Below are 19,669 nucleotides of genomic sequence, written 5' to 3'. Positions count from 1 at the left end.
CCCCATGGCTGATCGGCGACCCGACGCCGCCGGTTCGCAACCCGACGGACCGTCCCCGCGTGACCTCGACGGACGGACCGTCGTGGTCGGCGGTGCCGGCACGGCGGGAATGTCCGCGGCGCGATACCTGGTGACGCTCGGCGCGCAGGTCCTGCTCGCCGACGACCGGTTCGCCGCGCGCGATGCGGACCACGCGACGCGCGATGCGGCGATTCGCGCGGTGGCCGGGGTCGACGAGCTGGCCGCGCAGGGCGTCGAGCCGGTTGCGGTGTCGGACCTGCTCGGCGATCACGAGTGGACCGGCCGCACCGCCGTCGTCGTCGTGTCGCCGGGTTTCGCTCCGACACATGCCCTCGTCGACGCGGCGACCGCGGGCGGGGTCCCGGTCTGGGGCGAGGTCGAGCTCGCCTGGCGCGTGGACCGCGCCGGTCTGCTGGGCGAGCCGCGTACCTGGCTGGTGGTCACCGGAACCAACGGGAAGACCACGACGACGTCGATGCTCGCCGGGATCGTCGAGGCATCGGACCGGGCGGGCGCCGCATGCGGCAACATCGGACTGCCGGTGCTCGACGCGATGCGGGCGACACCGCGGGTGGACGTGCTCTGCGCCGAACTGTCGTCGTTCCAGCTGCACTGGGCGCCATCGGTACGACCCGATGCCGGCGTCGTGCTCAACGTCGCCGAGGACCATCTCGACTGGCACGGTTCCTTCGACTCCTACGCGATGGCGAAGGCGGGCGCGCTGCGGGGAGCGGTCTCGGTCGTCGGGCTCGACGACGCGGTCGCGTCCGGTCTGCCTGCCTCGGGTCGCCGGGTCGGGTTCACACTCGCGCGGCCGGCGGAGGGGGAGCTCGGCGTCGACGACGGCTGGCTCACCGACCGGGCCTTCGGCGCCGGGCGCCTGTTCGCCGCCGACCGCGTGGTTCCCGCGGGACCGTCCGGGATCGCCGACGCGCTCGCGGCGTCGGCGCTGGCGCTGGCCGTCGGCATCGACCGCGACGCGGTGCGCGCCGGCCTCGACTCGTTCCGGCCGGCCGGCCATCGCGGTGAGGTCGTCGCCGCCCGCGACGGCATCGTCTTCGTCGACGACTCGAAGGCCACCAACCCGCACGCCGCGCAGGCGGCGGTGTCGGCCTTCGACCGGGTGGTGCTCATCGCCGGCGGATTGCTCAAGGGCGCATCGATGGACGAGATGCTCGCCGCGGTGGGTGGTCGCCTCGCCGGCGTGGTCGCGATCGGACGAGATCGGCAACTGGTTGTCGAGGCGATCGCGCGACACGCCCCAGAAGTCCCAACAGTCACAGTATTCACAGGGGACGATGGCACGGTGAACGTGCATCGCCCGGGAGAGGCCACTCCCGCCCCCTCATCGCCGGACACCACCGCGCACTCTTCCGCGCCCACGGACCCCGCTCGGACGGCGACCTCGGTAGCCGTTCTGGAACGGGCGGTCGAGGAAGCCTGGGAGCTCGCCGTCGCCAGCGACCCGACTCCCGATGCGGTGCTGCTCGCCCCCGCGGCTGCCTCGCTCGACATGTTCCCCGGCTACGGTGCCCGCGGCGATGCCTTCGCCGGCGCCGCGCGCCGCATCGCCGGGCCCACGCGTTCGGGACGGTGAGTCGCGTGGGCAGCGAGACCGCGGCCGACGCCCCGACCACGGTGGTGACGCCGTGAGCGACGAGCCGGACGCAACCGGCGAGACCGAGCCCTCGACAGCATCCGAGGACCCGTCGGCCGACAACCGGGACGACGACGCCGAGCGCTCCGCCGAGACGACGCGGGGTTCGCGCACGAAACCCGCCGAGGCCGCACGCCGGGCCGGTGCGGCCGCGGGTGCCACCGCCTCCGTTCCGGCGGTGGTCATCGAGGGCATCCGGAACCTGCTGGCGCGTCCGCTCGCGTCGTATCAGCTGATCCTCACGATGTCGTTCCTGCTCACCGCCTTCGGGCTGGTGATGGTGCTGTCGGCCTCGTCGGTGGAGGGGTACTCCAAAGAAGGGTCGGCGTACGGGCTGTTCGCGACGCAGATGATCTTCGCGCTGCTCGGATTGGTCGTCTTCTATTTCATGCTGCGCCTGCCGGTGCGGCTCCTGCGACGCTTCGCCGCACCCACGATGTTCATCGCGGTCGTGCTGCTGGCCCTCGTCCTCATCCCCGGGGTCGGCACCCTGAGTCAGGGCGCCCGACGCTGGTTCGTCATCTATGGACTGTCGGTGCAGCCCTCGGAGCTGGTGAAGGTCGCGCTGTGCATCTGGGGTGCCCATCTGCTGGCCTCGCGTCGCCGCGATCGCGCGTCCCTGCGCGAACTGCTCGTCCCGCTCGTGCCCGTCGCGATGCTGGTGTGCCTGCTGATCATCCTCGAGCCCAACCTGTCGACGACGATCACCATCGCGATCATCGTCGGTGCGATGCTGTGGTTCGCCGGCCTGCCGATCAAGGTGTTCGTGTCGTTCGCGGTGTCCGGCATCGTCCTCGCGGTCATCCTCGCGCTCGCCGAGGGCTACCGGTCGCAGCGCGTGATGAGCTTCCTCGGCAACGTCGACGACCCCCAGGGCGCCGGCTACCAGGCGCGACAGGCCACCTACGCCCTCGCGAACGGCGGGGTCTTCGGTGTGGGACTCGGACAGTCCAGCGCCAAGTGGAACTACCTGCCCAACGCCCACAACGACTTCATCTTCGCGATCATCGGCGAGGAACTCGGCCTCCTCGGCGGACTGATGGTGGTCTTCCTGTTCGTCGTCCTCGCCTACATCGGGTTCCGCATCGCCCACCGATCCACCGACCCGTTCCTCCGACTGATGTCGGCGACCATCACGGTGCTCATCACCGCACAGGCGTTCATCAACATCGGTTACGTGATCGGTCTCCTTCCGGTCACCGGCATCCAGCTGCCCCTCATCTCCGCAGGTGGCACGTCCACGCTGACCGTGCTCGCGATGCTCGGCCTGCTCGCCAACGCCGCGAGGCATGAACCCGAGGCGGTCGCCACCCTCACCACCGGTTCGCCGGGCCGCTTCGCCCGGTGGCTCCGGCTGCCGACACCCGTCGCCTATCGGCAGACCCGAGCCGAGTCGTTGCGCGACCGGCTGGATCGGCGACGGACATCCGCGACGCGGATGTCGGCGCCCGGATCGACCGGCCGAACCGGCTGGGGAGGGCGGGCTCCCGCCGCCGGAAGGCCCCGGCCACCCAGCGGACGGGCACCCGCGAACGACTCCGGCCGGAGTCGCACCCGCTTCACGATGCCCTGGAAGCGGAGCGCCCGGTCGACCGAACCCACGCAGGACGCGCGCCGCACCGCCGACCGTCGCGGTGCACGCGCGACGACGCCGCGTCGCGACACGGGTGCGGCCGCGCGCGGTCAGGGACGGGCTACCTGGTCGACGCGACCCGGCGTCGACGGTGCTGCGCGCGGCCAGGCGCGGTCTGCGTGGTCCACGCGACCCGGCGTCGACGGTGCTGCGCGCGGCCAGGCGCGGTCTGCGTGGTCCACGCGACCCGGCGTCGACTACGGTGGCGGGTATCAGGGACAGGGCACGGCGCGCCGTCCGGCGTCTCCGGGCTGGCGGGCGGGGGCCCACCAGACGCGTTCCGCCCGGTCCGCCGATCCGGATCGGCAGCCGCGCCGCGGCGCCGGTCGACGCTGACCGGCCGGACCCGAGACGACGCAGAACCCGCGACTGTGGACCCGCCAGACATGGACACAGGCTGGAATGGAGTGACGACACCGGTGAGTTCGGGTGCAGGACAATCTCATACGACCGGTCGGCCGAAGGGCCGCCCGCTGTCGGTGGTGGTCGCCGGAGGTGGCACGGCCGGGCACATCGAACCCGCGCTCGCCGTCGCCGACGCGGTGTCCCGCATCGACCCGACCGCCCGCATCACCGCCCTCGGCACGAGCCGTGGCCTCGAGGTCACACTTGTCCCCGAACGTGGGTACGACCTACGCCTCATCCCACCGGTGCCGCTGCCACGCAAAGCGGGACTCGATCTGGCCCGGGTACCGGGACGGCTCATCGGGTCGGTGGCCGCGACCCGCAAGATCCTCGACGAGGTCGACGCCGACGTCGTCATCGGTTTCGGCGGCTACGTCGCGGTGCCGGCCTACCTCGCCGCGCAGATGCACCTGCGGCGGCGGCGCCGGATCCCGATCGTCATCCACGAGGCCAACGCCTCGGCGGGGATCGCCAACAAGGTGGGTGCACGATTCGCCGACCGCGTCCTCGCGGCCGTCGACGGCTCCGGGCTCGATGCGACGGTCGTGGGCATCCCGGTCCGCGGAGTCCTCGCCGAACTCGACCGCGCCGAGCTGCGGGCCAAGGCGCGTCACTACTTCAGCCTCGACGACGATGCCCCGACGCTGCTCGTCTTCGGCGGCTCCCAAGGCGCACAACGTCTCAACGACGCGGTGTCCGGTGCGGCAGAAGCGTTGGGCAAGAACGGCATCGGCGTGTTGCATGCCTACGGCCCCAAGAACTCGATCGATCCCGCGGTCGTCGACGGCGCGCCGCCGTATCGCGCCGTCGGCTACCTCAAGCGGATGGACCTCGCCTACTCGGCCGCAGATCTGGTGATGTGCCGGTCCGGTGCCATGACGGTCGCCGAGGTGTCGGCGACCGGGCTGCCCGCCATCTACGTGCCGCTCCCGCACGGCAACGGTGAGCAGCGGCTCAACGCGCTGCCGGTCGTCGAGGCCGGTGGGGGACTCCTGGTCGACGACGCGACCGTGGACGCCGACTGGGTGGCCCGCGAGGTACCGACGCTCCTGAAGGATCCGGCTCGGCTGCAACAGATGTCGACGGCAGCAGCCGGAACCGGACACCGTGACGCCGCGGCGGCGGTCGCGACCGCCGCGATCGAACTCGCCCAGGATTTCCGGTCGGGACGCCGTGGGAGGTCGCGACGTGACCGATGAGACGTCGTCGCCCGGCGGTGCGGGTGAGCTGCCCCCGGAACTGCAGCGAGTGCACATGGTCGGTATCGGCGGCGCCGGGATGTCGGGCCTGGCGCGGATACTCCTCGCGCGGGGAGGTCAGGTGTCCGGGTCCGACGCCAAGAACAGCCGCGGCATTCTCGAACTGAGGACCCGCGGCGCGAGGGTGCAGGTGGGACACGACCCCTCCGCGCTCGACCAGATCCCGGGCGGGCCGTCGGTGGTCGTCACGACGCACGCCGCGATCCCCAAGACCAACCCGGAACTCGTCGCCGCGAAGTCCCGTGGCATCCCGGTGTTGTTGCGTCCCCGGGTCCTCGCTCAACTGATGGTCGGACAGCGCAGCCTGCTCATCGCGGGCACCCACGGCAAGACGTCGACGACCTCGATGGCCGTCGTCGCCTTGCAGCACGCGGGCATCGACCCGTCCTTCGCGATCGGTGGCGAGCTGAACGAGTCGGGCACCAACGCCCACCACGGCGGCGACCCCGTCTTCGTCGCCGAGGCCGACGAGAGTGACGGTTCGCTGCTCGAGTACACCCCGGACGTCGTCGTCGTCACCAACATCGACGCCGACCATCTCGATTTCTTCGGCTCCATCGAGGCCTACGTCGACGTGTTCGACAGATTCGCCGCGCGGATCGTCTCCGGCGGCTCACTGGTGGTGTGTCTCGACGACGCCGGGTCGGCAGCCCTGGCCGGGCGCGTCGCGGAAACACTGACCGACCGCGGGGTGACCGTCCTCGGGTACGGGCGCGGAGCGCACGCCGATCTCGCACCCGACGTGCCCAACGTCGCGACACTGCAGTCCTGGGAAGCACGCGGCGGCGGGGGAACGGCCACCGTGCGGTTCGCGGCGCCGGTGTGCCCCGACGGTGCCGAACGGCAGCTGACTCTCCCGCTGCCCGGGGAACACATGGCGCTCAACGCATTGGCCGCGGCGATCGGCGCGGCGCGGGTCACCGGTCTCGCCGACGCGGACACCGAGCGACTCGACGGGATCCTGGCCGGAATCGGTTCGTTCGGCGGTGTCCACCGGCGGTTCGAGTTCCGGGGCCAACGCGGCGGGGTCGAGGTCATAGACGACTACGCGCATCACCCGACCGAGGTGCGTGCCGTCCTGTCGGCGGCACAGGACATGATCTCGGCGCGCGCCGGTGGGGACTCGTCCCGCGGGCGCGTCATCGCGGTGTTCCAACCGCACCTGTACTCGCGGACCCTCGAGTTCGCCGACGAGTTCGCAACTGCCCTCGACCTCGCGGACGCGGTGGTCGTCGCCGACGTGTACGGCGCCCGTGAGGCGCCGGTCCCAGGGGTGAGCGGACGCACGATCGCCGACAAGCTCACCGTGCCGGGAGTCTTCGCCCCCGACCTCTCCCGACTCGCCGGGCAGGTCGCCGACCTCGCCCGACGGGGAGATGTGGTCCTCACCCTCGGAGCGGGCGACATCACCATGCAGGGACCGGAGATCCTGGCCGCACTCGCCGACCGATCTCCCGACGACCGATCTCCCGACGACCGATCTCCCGACGCCACCGGCGCCGGCGCCGAGGACCCCGGACTGACGGGGCAGGTGTCGTGATCAGGTGGCCACAGCGACGCCGGGCCCGCGTGGTCCTCGGCGCCCTGATGGTCATCGCCGCCGGTGTCGGTCTGGTCTTGATCGCCTACCTGACCCCGCTGATGTCGGTGCGCAGCACCGATGTCCGCGACAACGGTGCGATCCCGGCCGACGAGATCCTGCGCGCCGCGGCCGTGCCCGCGGGTACGCCCCTGCTCCAGGTCGACACGAAGGCGGTCGCGCAGCGGGTCGCGACCATCCCGTCGGTGGAGTCGGTCCGGGTGCAGCGCACCTATCCGTCGTCACTCACCATCACGGTCACCGAACGCGTGCCCGTCGTGATCGTCAACAACGGCGACGAGGTCCACGTCCTGGATAGGTCGGGTGTGGCCTTCCTCGACTACGACCGCACCCAGGGCGTCCCTCCCGAGGTCCTCAAACTGCCGGTGCTCGACACCCCCAATCCGGGTCCCGCGGACCCGACCACGAGGGAGACCATCGCCGCGGTGGCCGGACTCCCCGAATCGCTGGCCCGGCAGGTGATCCGGGTGACCGCGACCTCGCCGGTCGACATCGAGTTCACGCTGACGCGCAAGCGGACCGTGGTGTGGGGGGACAGTGACCGCGGCGACGAGAAGGCACGGACTCTCACGCACCTGCTGACACGCAAGGCGTCCATGTACAACGTGTCGAGTCCCGAGTTCCCGGCGTACCGGTGAGCTCCGCGGGCCGTCGAACGCCGAAAAGCTGAGAACTCCGGCCGAATTCGGTACGACTTGCCGACACGCCGAGGGCGGATGTGGATACCGCGGCCTTCGATGCCTAGCGTCATCCCCACAAGCAGTTACTTGACATAACTCTAAATCTATGGTTCAGGTTTAGGGTTTGTCGCCCGGCACCTCCGGCCAACAGCACCACCCATCACGAGCAGGACCCACACAAGGAAGGCGAGCGCATGACGCCACCGCACAACTACCTGGCCGTCATCAAGGTCGTCGGCATCGGCGGTGGCGGCGTGAATGCCGTCAACCGGATGATCGAACAGGGACTCAAGGGAGTCGAGTTCATCGCGATCAACACCGACGCGCAGGCGCTGCTGATGAGCGACGCCGACGTGAAACTCGACGTCGGCCGCGACTCCACACGTGGCCTCGGGGCCGGGGCCGATCCCGAGGTCGGCCGTCGGGCCGCCGAGGACGCTCGCGACGAGATCGAGGAGCTCCTCAAGGGCGCCGACATGGTGTTCGTCACCGCGGGTGAGGGTGGCGGCACCGGTACCGGCGGCGCGCCGGTCGTCGCTCAGATCGCCCGCAAACTCGGCGCACTGACCGTCGGCGTCGTCACCCGGCCGTTCTCCTTCGAGGGCAAGCGTCGCGGCGGTCAGGCCGAGGCAGGCATCACCGCTCTGCGCGAGTCCTGCGACACCCTCATCGTCATCCCCAACGACCGGCTGCTGCAGCTCGGCGACGCCCAGGTCAGCCTGATGGATGCCTTCCGCAGCGCCGACGAGGTCCTGCTCAACGGTGTCCAGGGCATCACCGACCTCATCACCACACCCGGTCTGATCAACGTCGACTTCGCCGACGTCAAGGGCGTGATGAGCGACGCAGGCAGCGCACTGATGGGCATCGGTTCGGCACGGGGCGAAGAGCGGGCCCGCAAGGCCGCCGAGTCGGCGATCAACTCGCCACTGCTCGAGGCATCCATGGAAGGTGCTCGCGGCGTGCTCATCTCGATCGCCGGCGGTAGCGACCTGGGTCTGTTCGAGATCCACAACGCCGCGACGCAGGTGCAGGAGGCCGCCCACGAGGACGCGAACATCATCTTCGGCACGGTCATCGACGACAACCTCGGCGACGAGGTGCGCGTCACGGTCATCGCGGCCGGATTCGACGGCGGCACACCGAAGAAGCGCGCCGATGTGCCCGCCGCCGCGGGACGCTCCGCGGTCGGGCCGGGGCAGGCCGGGGCGGTGTCCCAGCCGGCCAAGAACGATCCGCTGTTCGGTGACATGCCCAAGGGCGCAGGCGATCCGTTCGAGCGCGAGCAGGACGCCGAGCCGCCGCGTCGCAACACCGTCCGGCTCGATGACGACGACGTCGACGTGCCGTCGTTCATGAAGCGCTGAGCGCGCTGATGCGGGTGCGCCGTGTGGTCACCACCCGTGCCGGCGGCGTCTCGGTGCCGCCGTATGACACGTTCAATCTCGGTGACCACGTAGGAGACGATCCGGAGGCGGTGTCCGCCAACCGAAGTCGCCTCGCCGAACAGATCGGTGTGGCACCGGGTTCGGTCGTGTGGATGGAACAGATCCACAGCCGGACGATCACCGTGGTCGACGGCCCGGTGAGCGAACCGGTGCCCGCCACCGACGCGCTGGTCACCACGACCCCTGGACTGGCCCTCGCGGTGCTGTCCGCGGACTGTGTGCCCGTGCTGTTGAGCGACGACGAGGCCGGGGTCATCGCCGGTGTCCACGCCGGACGGGTGGGCGCCCGGATCGGTATCGTGCCCGCCACGCTGCGCGCGATGGTCGAGCTCGGCGCGCGCATCGAATCCATCGGAGCCTTCCTCGGTCCGGCCGCCAGTGGTGACCACTACGAGGTGCCGCCCGCGATGCAAGCCGACGTGGAGAAACATCTGCCCGGCAGTGCCGTGCGAACCAAGAAGGGCACCACCGGCCTCGACCTCCGGGCCGGGCTGCGGCGGCAACTGCTCGAAGCAGGTGTCGGGGGAGTGGCGATCGATCCGCGCTGCACCATCTCGGACCCGAGTCTCTTCAGTCACCGTAGGGGTGCGCCCACCGGCCGTCTCGCGTCGGTCATCTGGATCGATCCCGAAGTCGACGATGATCCCGACGGTGACATCCAGCACGGGGACATCCAGCACGGGGACATCGAACTCGGGGACATCGAACTCGGGCCAGGCGTGCAGGAGCCGTCCGGACAACCATCCGATGCGGACCGGCTCGCCCACGAGAAGTAGTCAGGCCGAGACGAAGAATGGGACATGACCGACTCACGTGATGCGCGTACCGCCGAACTGGCCGACCGGCTGGCCGGGGTGCACCGTCGCCTCGATGCGGCCGTCGACGCGGCAGGCCGGCCCGCGGGATCGTGCGAACTGCTGGTGGTCACCAAGTTCTTTCCCGCCGCCGACGTGCGCCGCCTGCTCGACCTCGGGGAGCGGGCCTTCGGCGAGTCCCGCGAACCGGAGGCGGGTCGCAAGGTCGCCGAGGTGCTCGCCGACTGGATTCCGCCGGAACCCGACGACGTCCCGGTGTTCGACATGATCGGTGGCGTGCAGTCCAAGAAGGCCCGGTCCATCGCACGGTGGGCACGGGCGGTTCATTCGGTCGACCGGTCCAAGGTCGTGGAATCCCTCGACCGGGCGGCGACGGCGGCCCTGGACGAGGGGGAGCGGCAGGCGCCGCTCGACGTACTGCTCCAGGTGAGTCTGGACGGTGATCCCGAGCGCAGCGGCGTCGCCGAGCGTGATCTCCCGCCACTCGCCGACCAGGTCGTCGCGGCCGGGTCGCTGCGGTTGCGCGGGCTCATGGTCATCGCCCCGCTCCACGGCGACGCCGATCGCTGGATGGCCGAATCCGCGCGTATCCATCAGGAGTTCCGCACCCGCCATCCGGACGCGGTCGAACTGTCGGCCGGCATGTCAGGTGACCTCGAGGCCGCGGTCGCGGCGGGGTCGACATGTGTGCGTGTCGGAACCGCGATCATGGGCGACCGGCCGCTACTCTCTCAGTAATCACATTGGTAACACCAGAACCAAGTGACACAGCAAGCGCAATTAGCTCACTGACATCAGATGCACCATCCGGCACGGCAGCACACCGGCGTCGAATGACAGAGAGGCCGACTATGACCACGATGCAGAAGTTCAAGGCTTACTTCGGCATGGTGCCGCCGAGTGAATACGAGGACGACTACCTCGAGGAGTCGGCTCCGCCGCTGCGCGAGCGGTCACGTGAGCGCGCCTACCGCGACGACTACTACGGCGACTCGTCCTACGACCCGGGCTACGAGCCGGCGTTCCGCGACGCGGGATACCGCGACGAGATGGCGTACCGCGACGAACTGTCCGACCGTCATTTCGACGGCGGATTCGAGATGGCTCCCGAATACGTTCCCGAGTACGCCTACGCCGGATCGCGGGCGACCGCCGAGGCGCCGATGCGCGGGGGCGCCCGCCTCGAACCGCTGCAGCGGTCCTCCGGTGCGGCGCTGCGCGCGGCCACCGCCTCCCGTTCGATGGGTCCCGACCCGCGCGTGGAACTCGAGCGGGTCTTCGCCGACAGCCCACTGCAGAAGATCACCACCCTGCGTCCCTCGGACTACAGCGAGGCCCGCACCATCGGCGAGCGCTTCCGCGACGGGAATCCGGTCATCATGGACCTCGTCGACATGAGCAACGACGACGCCAAGCGCCTCGTCGATTTCGCCGCCGGACTGGCCTTCGCCCTGCGCGGCTCGTTCGACAAGGTCGCGACGAAGGTGTTCCTCCTGTCGCCCGCCGACGTCGACGTCTCGCCGGAGGACCGCCGCAAGATCGCCGAGACCGGCTTCTACAACCACGCCTGACACGCGCCGACGGCCTCGGTTCGCCGAAGTCCGCGACGATCAGGCACTCTTGACGCGTGGCTGCGATTCTGTTGGGCGTCTTGTATTACGTCCTGTTGATTTTTTGGTTGCTCCTACTGGGTCGGCTGGTCGTCGAACTCGTCCGGACCTTCGCCCACGAGTGGCGGCCGACCGGTTTCGCGGTGGTCGTCATCGAGATGGTCTTCACGGCAACCGACCCGCCCATCAAGGCGCTGCGGCGAATCCTCCCGCCGATCCCGCTGGGACCGATCCGACTCGACCTGTCCCTCATGATCGTGATGCTGGTGGTGATCATCGGAATGAACGTGGTCAACGGTCTGCGTGCGGACGCGCTTGCCGACTCGGTGGCCCTGGCCGGCCTGCTGTCCCGGTCCTGATCGTCTTACCGTTCTCCGCCGCCGACCTGTCGGGGAGATGGTCGACCCGCGTGATCCACAGTGTCGATCCGCGCCCCGCCGATCCGCGCTCGGGTACCTCGCGAGACGGCGATGGTCTACCGTTGGAGATCATCTTCGGATGACCGTTCGGTTGCAACAGCGCATCGGCAACGTGCGACCAGCGGTTCGCGTGTGACAGGATTGGTCGCCAGTTACAATTTTTGACTGGTATGAATAGTTAGTGACAACCTGTATTGGTCGAACGACTCACCGTCGCGCGATCCGGGTTGGACGGCCCGCCAACTGAACACAAGTTCACCACCAGACACGAGGGGAACCGACATGCGGCTGACTCCAGCTGATGTGCACAACGTCGCGTTCAGCAAACCGCCCATCGGAAAGCGCGGTTACAACGAGGATGAGGTCGATCAGTTCCTCGACTTCGTCGAGGCCGAGCTCGCGCGGCTGATCGAGGAGAACACGGACCTCAAGCAGCGCGTAGAAGAACTCGAGGGCGAGCTCGCCGACGCACGCTCCGGTGGTGGTTCTGGGGCCGACGACCGCACCCAGATGTTCGCCAAGCCCGCAGCGCCCGAGCCAGTCGCGCCGGCACCCACGCCCGCCCCGCAGGCGACCAACGACGACGCGAACGTGCGCGCCGCGCGCGTCCTCGCGCTCGCGCAGGACACCGCCGACCGCCTCACCGGCAGTGCCCGTGCGGACGCCGACGCCATGCTGTCCGACGCACAGACACGCGCCGACACGATGGTCTCGGAAGCCCAGACCAAGTCCGACGCCATGCTCGCCGATGCACGTCAGCGGTCCGAGGCCATCCTGGCCGATGCCCAGACGCGGTCGGAGGCCCAGCTGCGCCAGGCTCAAGAGCGTGCGGACGCACTGCAGAGCGACGCCGAGCGCAAGCACAGCGAGATCATGGGCACGATCAATCAGCAGCGCGGTGTCCTCGAGGGCCGGATCGAACAGCTCAAGACCTTCGAGCGCGAGTACCGGACCCGTCTCAAGACCTACCTCGAATCCCAGCTCGAAGAGTTGCAGCAGCGCGGCAGCGCTGCGCCGGTCGAGGGTGGGCGGCCCGATCAGTCCTTCTCGAACGACCCGGGCAGCGGCGGATTCAGCAGCTACTCGCCCAGCTGACCCGGCACGACGTGCACAGTAGGCTGGTGATGTGCTGACCCTGGCCCTGGCCGCGACCCTCATCGGGTTCGTGCTGCTGATCCTCGGTCTCATCACCGGGACCGTGTGGCTCGCCGTCGCCTGCATCGTGGTCTGTCTCGTCGGGCTCGGTTTCCTTCTCGTCGACGTCTTCTCGGGTCGACGAGCAGAGGCCGGACGCTCCATCGAGGACATGGTGCCGGGTGCCGGTCGAGATCCCTACTCGTCCGAGTCCGATACTGAGCAGGCGTCATCCCCGGGCGGCTCCGACGCGGACGAGCCCACCAGGCGATATCCGACGCAGGCTGTCGACGCCCCGACGGGTGGTGACAATGCCCCGTCGGGTCCCCGATCACGGTATGACTCACCGCCGTTCGAACCCGGAATGGCCGCACCCGAGCGCCCCGAACCATCCGGCCGTCCCGCGCAGGAACGACGAGAGGGCACTCTCGAGGATTATCTGCGGTCGGTCGGTGGCGACCCTTCCGGAGATCCGACCGTCGTCGGACCCGTCCGGCGCGACGACTCGACCCAGCGGTTCGACCCTCGTCAGCCGGGACAGCAGGGTGCGCAGCATCCCGGCCCGGTTCGTCCTGCCCCGACTCGAGCGGCACCGTCGGGCCCCCCTCGATCGGACCGTCCCGGCCCGCCGCCTCGGCAGCAATGGGCGCCGGAAGAACGCCGTCCGGACTTCGGTCGACCGGACCGAGGGCCGGTTCCGAACTCGGGCGAACGGTCGTACGAGTCGCCCCCGTTCCCGGCCACCCCTCCGCGATGGGCGTCGGAGGAGCAGCGTGGCGGGGACACCGTGGAGCCCGCCGACCGGATCCCGTCGGAGGGGCGGGGAGACGCTTCCCCCCGCCGACCCCGTGACGCCGGCTTCGACCCGCTCGATCCGAACTGGCACCCACCGCCGGAGTGATGGCGGTCAACCCGTTGGCCGCTGCTGGTGGCACGCGGCTACACTGATGGTCGCGTCGATCCGGCCATCACCGGGGAGCACCCGGAAGAACAGGACCCTCGGGTCCTCAGTAGAACCGGGCGGGTGTGGCCCGTGACAGCCGCGGGATCGTGCGGCGTCCGCCGTCGCGGTTCGACGAGTGGCGCCGGATTCCCGGCGCAAGCGGGGTGGTACCGCGCAGACCGATGGTGTGCGTCCCCGTGCCGATGAGACATCACCAGGCACGAGGAGACGAGCCGTGACCGACCCCACCCACACCGGACGGGTGTACCCGAAGATCGACATGACCGGGGGTACCGGCCGGAGTGCGCCCGACTTCCCTTCGGTGGAACAGCGGGTTCTGCAGTACTGGGAGGCCGACTCGACCTTCGCCGCGTCCATCGAGAACCGCGCGGATGCCGACGAGTTCGTCTTCTACGACGGCCCGCCCTTCGCCAACGGACTACCTCACTACGGCCACCTGCTGACCGGTTACGTCAAGGACGTGGTACCGCGGTACCAGACCATGCTCGGTAAGAAGGTCGACCGCCGATTCGGTTGGGACACACATGGTCTCCCCGCCGAACTCGAGGCCGAACGCCAGCTCGGGATCACCGACAAGTCGGAGATCGAGAAGATGGGCATGGCGAAGTTCAACGAGTACTGCCGCGACTCGGTGCTGCGGTACACCGGGGAGTGGCGCGACTACGTGACCCGGCAGGCGCGCTGGGTCGACTTCGACAACGACTACAAGACCCTCGATCTCGACTTCATGGAGTCGGTGATGTGGGCATTCAAGGCGCTCTACGACAAGGGTTTGATCTACCAGGGTTACCGCGTGCTGCCGTACAGCTGGTACGAGCAGACGCCGCTGTCGAACCAGGAGTCCAAGCTCGACGACGCCTACCGGATGCGGCAGGACCCGGCGGTCACCGTCACGATGCCGCTGAGGGTTCCCGACGGCCCCTTGTCCTCGCTCGACGGTGTCAACGCGCTCATCTGGACGACCACGCCGTGGACCCTGCCGTCGAACCTCGCGATCGCGGTCAACCCCGACGTCACCTATGCACACGTCAAGGCAGCCGACGGTCAGCAGTACCTCCTGGCCGAGGCGCTGCTGGGCGCCTACGCCAAGGAGATCAGCGACCCGGAGGTGCTCGGCACTCACCGTGGCGCGGATCTGAAGGATCTGTCCTACACGCCTCCCTTCGACTTCTTCGCCGGCCACCCGAACTCGCACCGGGTGCTGCTGGGCGACTACGTCACCACCGACAGCGGCACCGGGATCGTCCACCTCGCACCGGCTTTCGGTGAGGAGGACATGGACCTCGCCACCGCCAACGGCATCGAGGTCGTCCAGCCCCTCGATCCGGGCGGCCGTTTCACCTCGCAGGTGCCGCCCTACGAGGGCCTGATGGTCTTCGACGCCAACCCGGTGATCATCAAGGACCTCAAGGCGACCGGGCGTATCCTGCGCCACGAGACCATCGAGCACTCCTACCCGCACTCGTGGCGATCGGGCCAGCCGCTCATCTACATGGCGGTGGCGTCGTGGTTCGTCGCGGTCACCCAGTTCCGTGACCGCATGGTGGAGTTGAACAAACAGATCACCTGGGTGCCCGAGCACATCCGTGACGGACAGTTCGGCAAGTGGCTGGAGGGCGCGCGCGACTGGAACATCAGCCGCAACCGCTACTGGGGTGCGCCGCTGCCCGTATGGATCTCCGACGATCCGGAGCACCCGCGCATCGACGTGTACGGCTCGCTCGACGAGCTCGAGCGCGACTTCGGGGTGCGCCCGGACAACCTGCACCGCCCCTTCATCGACGACCTCACCCGCCCGAATCCCGATGATCCGAGCGGGAAGTCGACGATGCGGCGGGTGCCCGAGGTCCTCGACTGCTGGTTCGAATCGGGTTCGATGCCCTTCGCGCAGGTGCACTATCCGTTCGAGAACCGTGACTGGTTCGACGGTGATGACGGACAAGGGGGTGACGGACAGGGCGGCGGCTCGGCATCGGCGCCCGCCCACAACCCGGGCGACTTCATCGTCGAGTACAACGGGCAGACCCGCGGCTGGTTCTACACCCTGCACGTGCTCGCCACCGCCCTGTTCGACCGCCCGGCGTTCAAAACGGTTGCCGCACACGGCATCGTGCTGGGCGACGACGGGCAGAAGATGTCGAAGTCGAAGCGCAACTACCCCGATGTCAACGAGGTCTTCGACCGCGACGGTTCCGACGCCATGCGCTGGTTCCTCATGGCGTCGCCGATCCTGCGCGGCGGCAACCTCGTCGTCACCGAACGCGGCATCCGCGAGGGCGTGCGGCAGGCCTTGTTGCCGCTGTGGAACGCCTACAGCTTCCTGCAGCTCTACGCCGAGCGACCCGCGGTGTGGCGCACGGATTCACAGCATGTGCTCGACCGCTACATCCTCGCGAAGCTGGCGACGACACGTGACTCGATGACCGAGGCGCTCGACGTCTACGACATCGCCGGTGCGTGCGATGCGTTCCGGGAGTTCGTCGAGTCGCTGACCAATTGGTACGTGCGTCGTTCGCGCGCGCGCTTCTGGGCGGGGCAGGACGAGGACTCCGATGCCTTCGACACCCTGTACACGGTGCTCGAGGTCGCGTGCCGACTCGCCTCGCCGCTGCTCCCGCTGGCCACCGAGGCGATCTGGCGTGGGCTGACGGGAGAACGGTCGGTGCATCTGACCGACTGGCCCGCCGCAGGTGAGCTGCCGTCCGACGTCGACCTGGTGAGCGCCATGGACCAGGTTCAGGCCGTCTGTTCGACGGCGTCGAGTGTGCGCAAGGCCAACAAGCTGCGCGTCCGCCTGCCGCTGTCGGGACTCACGGTGGCCTCGTCCACCGCGGGGGCACTGGAACCGTTCGTCGACCTGATCAAGGACGAGATGAACGTCAAATCGGTCACGCTCGCCACCGACGCCAGCGTGTACGGCCGGTACGAGGTCGCGGTGAACGCCCGGGCCGCGGGTCCGCGTCTGGGCAAGGACGTCCAGCGTGCGATCAAGGCGGTCAAGTCGGGGAACTGGTCGGTGCGCGATGCCGCTGACGGTACCGAGGTCGTCGACGCGGACGGCATCGAGCTGCACGAGGGCGAGTTCACCCGCCGTCTGGTCGCGGTCGAACCCGACTCCACGGCCGAACTGCCCGGTGGCGCAGGGCTGGTGGTCCTCGACACCGCGGTCACTCCCGAACTCGAAGCCGAGGGCTGGGCGAAGGACCGGGTCCGGGAGCTGCAGGACGCCCGACGCAACCTGGGCCTCGACGTCTCCGACCGGATCGAGGTGCGCCTCGTCGTACCCGGCGAGCGTCTCGAATGGGCGCAGACGCACGCCGACCTGATCGCGGGGGAGGTCCTCGCGGTGCGTTTCGACGTCACGACAGCTACCGAGGCCGCAGCCGTCGAACTCGGGGACGGCGTCACGGCCGACATCGCCAAGGCGGGCTGACCGCTGCCTCGCTCCCGGACCTCCGGGAGCGAGGCGGCGCGGCGCCGTGTTCTGCGAGGCGCCCGGCTCAAAGTCGGGACCAGATCACGTAGTCGGGGTGGAACGCGGGGATCTCGCGGTAGCGTGTGGGCCACTGTCACGAGTCGACACCGCAGCCCAGGTGTGGACTTCGCGGCGACCCGGTCACGCGCGGGCACCGTCCGAGTTCGGCGTCGGTGGCGGACGCGTACGGCCGGCGCCGACCCGCGCACCAGGAGAGGCCCGACACCACCGATGACCGGCACCCACGTGGAACGGCCTATGGATCGATCAGCCGATCTACGGCCGCAGCTCTTCACTATGGTCTACGAGATCCTGGGCTCCTCGGTCGCCGCGGAGGATATCGTCGCCGGCGTCGGCGAGGACCTGGTCGACGGCGACCGGCTCGCGCTCACCACGCTGGTCACGCGGGCGGCACTGGACTCCTTGCGTTCGAGACTGCGCGCGAGCGAGAACTACACGGGTCCCTGGCTACCGGAACCGCTCTTGCTCGACGATCACGACCCGGGATTCGATCCCGTTCTGGCGGAGTCGATCTCGACAGCGATGTTGCTGATTCTGGAATCCTTGCAGCCGGAGGACCGCGTCGTGTACGTCCTCGGTGAGGTGTTCGGTGTCACCGACGCCGAGATCGGGACCATCCTGTGCTCGCCGGAGGCCGAAGTGCGGGAGACCGCTCGTCGGGCCCGTGCTCACGTCGCGGCGTGCCGACCGAGTTTCGAGCCCGTCGACAGCGTCCGCGCAGAGGCCTTCGTCGAGGACTTCCTCACCGTCGCCGAGTCCGGGAACGTCGACGACCTGATGTCGATGCTGACACCGGACGCCGTGCTCACCGCCGACAGCGACGGGAAGGCGATTGCCGTACGCCGACCCGTTCACGGCGCTCTCGACGTCGCACGTGTGTTGTCGGGTTTCGCCCGGATCGGTGCCGTGGTCGACGGCTACCGGGCCGACGCGTCGGTCTTCAACAGTCAGCCGGGGATCACGGTCTACTACGAAGGACACCTGCAGTCCGCGCTGACACTGCGCCTTGACGGCGGCTTGATCGACCATGTCTATGCCATGCGCAACCCGGACAAGCTCACCGCGGCGGACCGGCCACGCGCGATCGCCAGATGATCCCGGTCTCTGTCGATGATCGAGCGATCACGGGAGGGGGCCGCCGCTCGTCGGCGGCCGTCACGCGAACATCGTCGCGAGGGTGAGATCGATCTGGTGCCGGAAGAGTTCGTCCGGGTGGGCGAAGGTGTCGGCGCCGTACTGACCGAACGTTTCCAGGCTGATCCCGCCGACGAGCACAGCCCACAGGGTGGTCGCCGCGGCGAGCACCGCCGGCGGGGACCCGAGTCCGAATTCGGTCCGGATCGCGCCCATGTCGGCGGCAATGCCCTCGGCGGGGGCGGGAAGATCGGCGCGTAACAGGCCCTCGGCATGCGCGGCGGCGCACTCGCGGAGAAGCAACGCCGGGATTCGCGTCCCGGGCCCGATGGTCCGGTCGCCCGGCGCGGAGTACCCGGGCACCGGGCTGCCGAAGAGGAGTGCCCATCGAGCGGGGTCGTCGAGTGCCCAGGTCCGGGCGGTCGCGGCGGCGATCCGCAGTCGATCCTGCCGTCGTGATGGCTCGACCGAGCCGACGGCCGACTCGACCGCGTCCGCGATGTCGGTGTAGGCCTCCACGACCAGCATCGTCAGGAGTTCATCGCGACTGGGGACGTACCGGTACACCGCCGAGGAGACGACGCCCATGTCGCGGGCGATGGCACGCAGGGAGAGTCCCGCCGCACCGTAAGTGGTCAGGTGCTCACGACCGAGGCGACGGATCTCGTCGGTCATCATCGCGCGGTTCTCCGCGCGGCTGCGTCCGGTGGCCATGGGCGCCATCCTGCCACAAGCGAGAGCGGTGCTCTTGATTTCTGGGCCGGCGCGGTGCACACTCGATTTCGAGAGCGGTGCTCTCGAATCGCAACTCAGTCGAAAGGCCTCCCATGTCCACCACAGCCGGTCACTACAAAGCCCCGCACGGCGCAGACGCCGTCGTCAACCGCATGATCCGGTGGCTCGCCGATCGCGGCGTCAATCTCGCCGGCGCCCAGACCCTCACGGTCGTGGGACGCCGCTCCGGAAGCCCGCAGCGCGTACCGGTCAACGTCCTGCGCTTCGACGGCGGTGAATACCTGGTGGCCGTGCGCGGTGAGACCCAGTGGGTGCGCAACGCCCGGGCTGCGGGAACCGTCGAGCTGCGTCGTGGCCGCCGCCGCGTCGACGTCGCCCTCACCGAGGTGGACCCGACCCTTCGCACGCCGATCATCCGCGAGTACCTGCGTCGCTGGGGCTGGGAGGTGGGACGTTTTCTGCCCGAAGGTCTGGATCTGAAGTCCTCGGACACCGAACTCGCGGCCCGCGCCGGGCTGATCCCCGTCTTCGCCGTCACTCCTGCTCACCGGTCTCCGGGTCGGACGACTCCCGCTCACTAGACTGGGACGGGTGCCGCGTCCCGAAGCCGTTCCGACCGCCGGGGCCGACCCGACGCCGGGGTCGGGATCGCCGCTCGG

Annotated in this window: 16 protein-coding genes; 15 read left to right on the top strand and 1 reads right to left on the bottom strand. The window is 69.3% G+C overall.

From position 1 onward, the window contains the following. The first annotated feature begins 4 nt into the window (after positions 1-4). From murD to ACSUZC_RS14290, 14 genes are all read left to right on the top strand, one after another. Positions 5-1,618, top strand: a complete 1,614-nt coding sequence (gene murD, locus ACSUZC_RS14355; protein WP_439029202.1) for a UDP-N-acetylmuramoyl-L-alanine--D-glutamate ligase — start codon at positions 5-7, stop codon at positions 1,616-1,618. Between the two features lie 52 nt (positions 1,619-1,670). Then, on the top strand, positions 1,671-3,647 hold the full coding sequence (gene ftsW, locus ACSUZC_RS14350; RefSeq protein ID WP_439029201.1) for a putative lipid II flippase FtsW: 1,977 nt from the start codon (positions 1,671-1,673) through the stop codon (positions 3,645-3,647). A 50-nt stretch (positions 3,648-3,697) separates the two neighbouring features. Beyond that, positions 3,698-4,915 carry an undecaprenyldiphospho-muramoylpentapeptide beta-N-acetylglucosaminyltransferase gene (murG, locus tag ACSUZC_RS14345; protein ID WP_439029200.1) on the top strand — a complete coding sequence of 406 codons (1,218 nt, stop codon included), beginning with the start codon at positions 3,698-3,700 and terminating at the stop codon, positions 4,913-4,915. Between the two features lie 55 nt (positions 4,916-4,970). Beyond that, the gene (gene murC, locus ACSUZC_RS14340; protein ID WP_439033129.1) at positions 4,971-6,515 is read left to right on the top strand and encodes a UDP-N-acetylmuramate--L-alanine ligase; all 1,545 of its coding nucleotides are present in this window, start codon (positions 4,971-4,973) and stop codon (positions 6,513-6,515) included. Next, a complete protein-coding gene (locus ACSUZC_RS14335) occupies positions 6,512-7,213 on the top strand; it encodes a cell division protein FtsQ/DivIB (protein ID WP_439029199.1) in 702 nt (233 codons plus the stop codon). The genes murC and ACSUZC_RS14335 overlap by 4 nt, the downstream gene beginning before the upstream one ends. A 236-nt stretch (positions 7,214-7,449) precedes the next feature. Further along, the gene (gene ftsZ / locus ACSUZC_RS14330) at positions 7,450-8,622 is read left to right on the top strand and encodes a cell division protein FtsZ (protein WP_439029198.1); all 1,173 of its coding nucleotides are present in this window, start codon (positions 7,450-7,452) and stop codon (positions 8,620-8,622) included. A gap of 8 nt (positions 8,623-8,630) precedes the next feature. Beyond that, positions 8,631-9,479, top strand: a complete 849-nt coding sequence (gene pgeF, locus ACSUZC_RS14325; RefSeq protein ID WP_439029197.1) for a peptidoglycan editing factor PgeF — start codon at positions 8,631-8,633, stop codon at positions 9,477-9,479. A 24-nt stretch (positions 9,480-9,503) separates the two neighbouring features. After that, positions 9,504-10,256: a YggS family pyridoxal phosphate-dependent enzyme gene (locus ACSUZC_RS14320; RefSeq protein ID WP_439029196.1), complete on the top strand. Its 753-nt coding sequence runs from the start codon at positions 9,504-9,506 to the stop codon at positions 10,254-10,256. A gap of 113 nt (positions 10,257-10,369) precedes the next feature. After that, positions 10,370-11,089 carry a cell division protein SepF gene (locus tag ACSUZC_RS14315; protein ID WP_439029195.1) on the top strand — a complete coding sequence of 240 codons (720 nt, stop codon included), beginning with the start codon at positions 10,370-10,372 and terminating at the stop codon, positions 11,087-11,089. A gap of 56 nt (positions 11,090-11,145) precedes the next feature. Beyond that, positions 11,146-11,487: a YggT family protein gene (locus ACSUZC_RS14310; protein ID WP_439029194.1), complete on the top strand. Its 342-nt coding sequence runs from the start codon at positions 11,146-11,148 to the stop codon at positions 11,485-11,487. Between the two features lie 342 nt (positions 11,488-11,829). Then, positions 11,830-12,642, top strand: a complete 813-nt coding sequence (gene wag31 / locus ACSUZC_RS14305) for a DivIVA-like cell division protein Wag31 (RefSeq protein WP_439029193.1) — start codon at positions 11,830-11,832, stop codon at positions 12,640-12,642. 31 nt (positions 12,643-12,673) lie between these two features. Next, complete coding sequence (locus tag ACSUZC_RS14300; RefSeq protein WP_439029192.1) at positions 12,674-13,582, top strand: hypothetical protein; 909 nt, start codon at positions 12,674-12,676, stop codon at positions 13,580-13,582. Between the two features lie 322 nt (positions 13,583-13,904). Beyond that, positions 13,905-17,078 carry an isoleucine--tRNA ligase gene (gene ileS, locus ACSUZC_RS14295; RefSeq protein WP_439033128.1) on the top strand — a complete coding sequence of 1,058 codons (3,174 nt, stop codon included), beginning with the start codon at positions 13,905-13,907 and terminating at the stop codon, positions 17,076-17,078. Between the two features lie 300 nt (positions 17,079-17,378). After that, positions 17,379-18,236, top strand: a complete 858-nt coding sequence (locus ACSUZC_RS14290) for an RNA polymerase subunit sigma-24 (RefSeq protein WP_439029191.1) — start codon at positions 17,379-17,381, stop codon at positions 18,234-18,236. A 60-nt stretch (positions 18,237-18,296) separates the two neighbouring features. Here ACSUZC_RS14290 and ACSUZC_RS14285 read toward each other — a convergent pair whose 3' ends face one another. Continuing rightward, positions 18,297-18,989 carry a TetR/AcrR family transcriptional regulator gene (locus ACSUZC_RS14285; RefSeq protein ID WP_439029190.1) on the bottom strand — a complete coding sequence of 231 codons (693 nt, stop codon included), beginning with the start codon at positions 18,987-18,989 and terminating at the stop codon, positions 18,297-18,299. 113 nt (positions 18,990-19,102) lie between these two features. Here ACSUZC_RS14285 and ACSUZC_RS14280 point away from each other — a divergent pair, with 113 nt between their 5' ends. Further along, complete coding sequence (locus tag ACSUZC_RS14280) at positions 19,103-19,591, top strand: nitroreductase family deazaflavin-dependent oxidoreductase (RefSeq protein WP_439029189.1); 489 nt, start codon at positions 19,103-19,105, stop codon at positions 19,589-19,591. Positions 19,592-19,669 lie beyond the last annotated feature (78 nt).

Source organism: Gordonia terrae, assembly GCF_051789125.1.
Taxonomy (GTDB): domain Bacteria; phylum Actinomycetota; class Actinomycetes; order Mycobacteriales; family Mycobacteriaceae; genus Gordonia; species Gordonia terrae_A.
The sequence above is the reverse complement of the archived record's forward strand: the minus strand, read 5'-3'. Positions and strand labels throughout refer to the sequence as shown.

Coding starts and splice junctions, on each gene's coding strand:
- ACSUZC_RS14290 (WP_439029191.1), top strand. CDS start 17,379: ATGGATCGATCAGCCGATCTACGGCCGCAGCTCTTCACTATGGTCTAC.
- murG (WP_439029200.1), top strand. CDS start 3,698: ATGGACACAGGCTGGAATGGAGTGACGACACCGGTGAGTTCGGGTGCA.
- murC (WP_439033129.1), top strand. CDS start 4,971: ATGGTCGGTATCGGCGGCGCCGGGATGTCGGGCCTGGCGCGGATACTC.
- ACSUZC_RS14285 (WP_439029190.1), bottom strand. CDS start 18,989: ATGGCCACCGGACGCAGCCGCGCGGAGAACCGCGCGATGATGACCGAC.
- ACSUZC_RS14320 (WP_439029196.1), top strand. CDS start 9,504: ATGACCGACTCACGTGATGCGCGTACCGCCGAACTGGCCGACCGGCTG.
- ACSUZC_RS14280 (WP_439029189.1), top strand. CDS start 19,103: ATGTCCACCACAGCCGGTCACTACAAAGCCCCGCACGGCGCAGACGCC.
- ACSUZC_RS14315 (WP_439029195.1), top strand. CDS start 10,370: ATGACCACGATGCAGAAGTTCAAGGCTTACTTCGGCATGGTGCCGCCG.
- pgeF (WP_439029197.1), top strand. CDS start 8,631: ATGCGGGTGCGCCGTGTGGTCACCACCCGTGCCGGCGGCGTCTCGGTG.
- wag31 (WP_439029193.1), top strand. CDS start 11,830: ATGCGGCTGACTCCAGCTGATGTGCACAACGTCGCGTTCAGCAAACCG.
- ftsZ (WP_439029198.1), top strand. CDS start 7,450: ATGACGCCACCGCACAACTACCTGGCCGTCATCAAGGTCGTCGGCATC.
- ileS (WP_439033128.1), top strand. CDS start 13,905: ATGACCGGGGGTACCGGCCGGAGTGCGCCCGACTTCCCTTCGGTGGAA.
- murD (WP_439029202.1), top strand. CDS start 5: ATGGCTGATCGGCGACCCGACGCCGCCGGTTCGCAACCCGACGGACCG.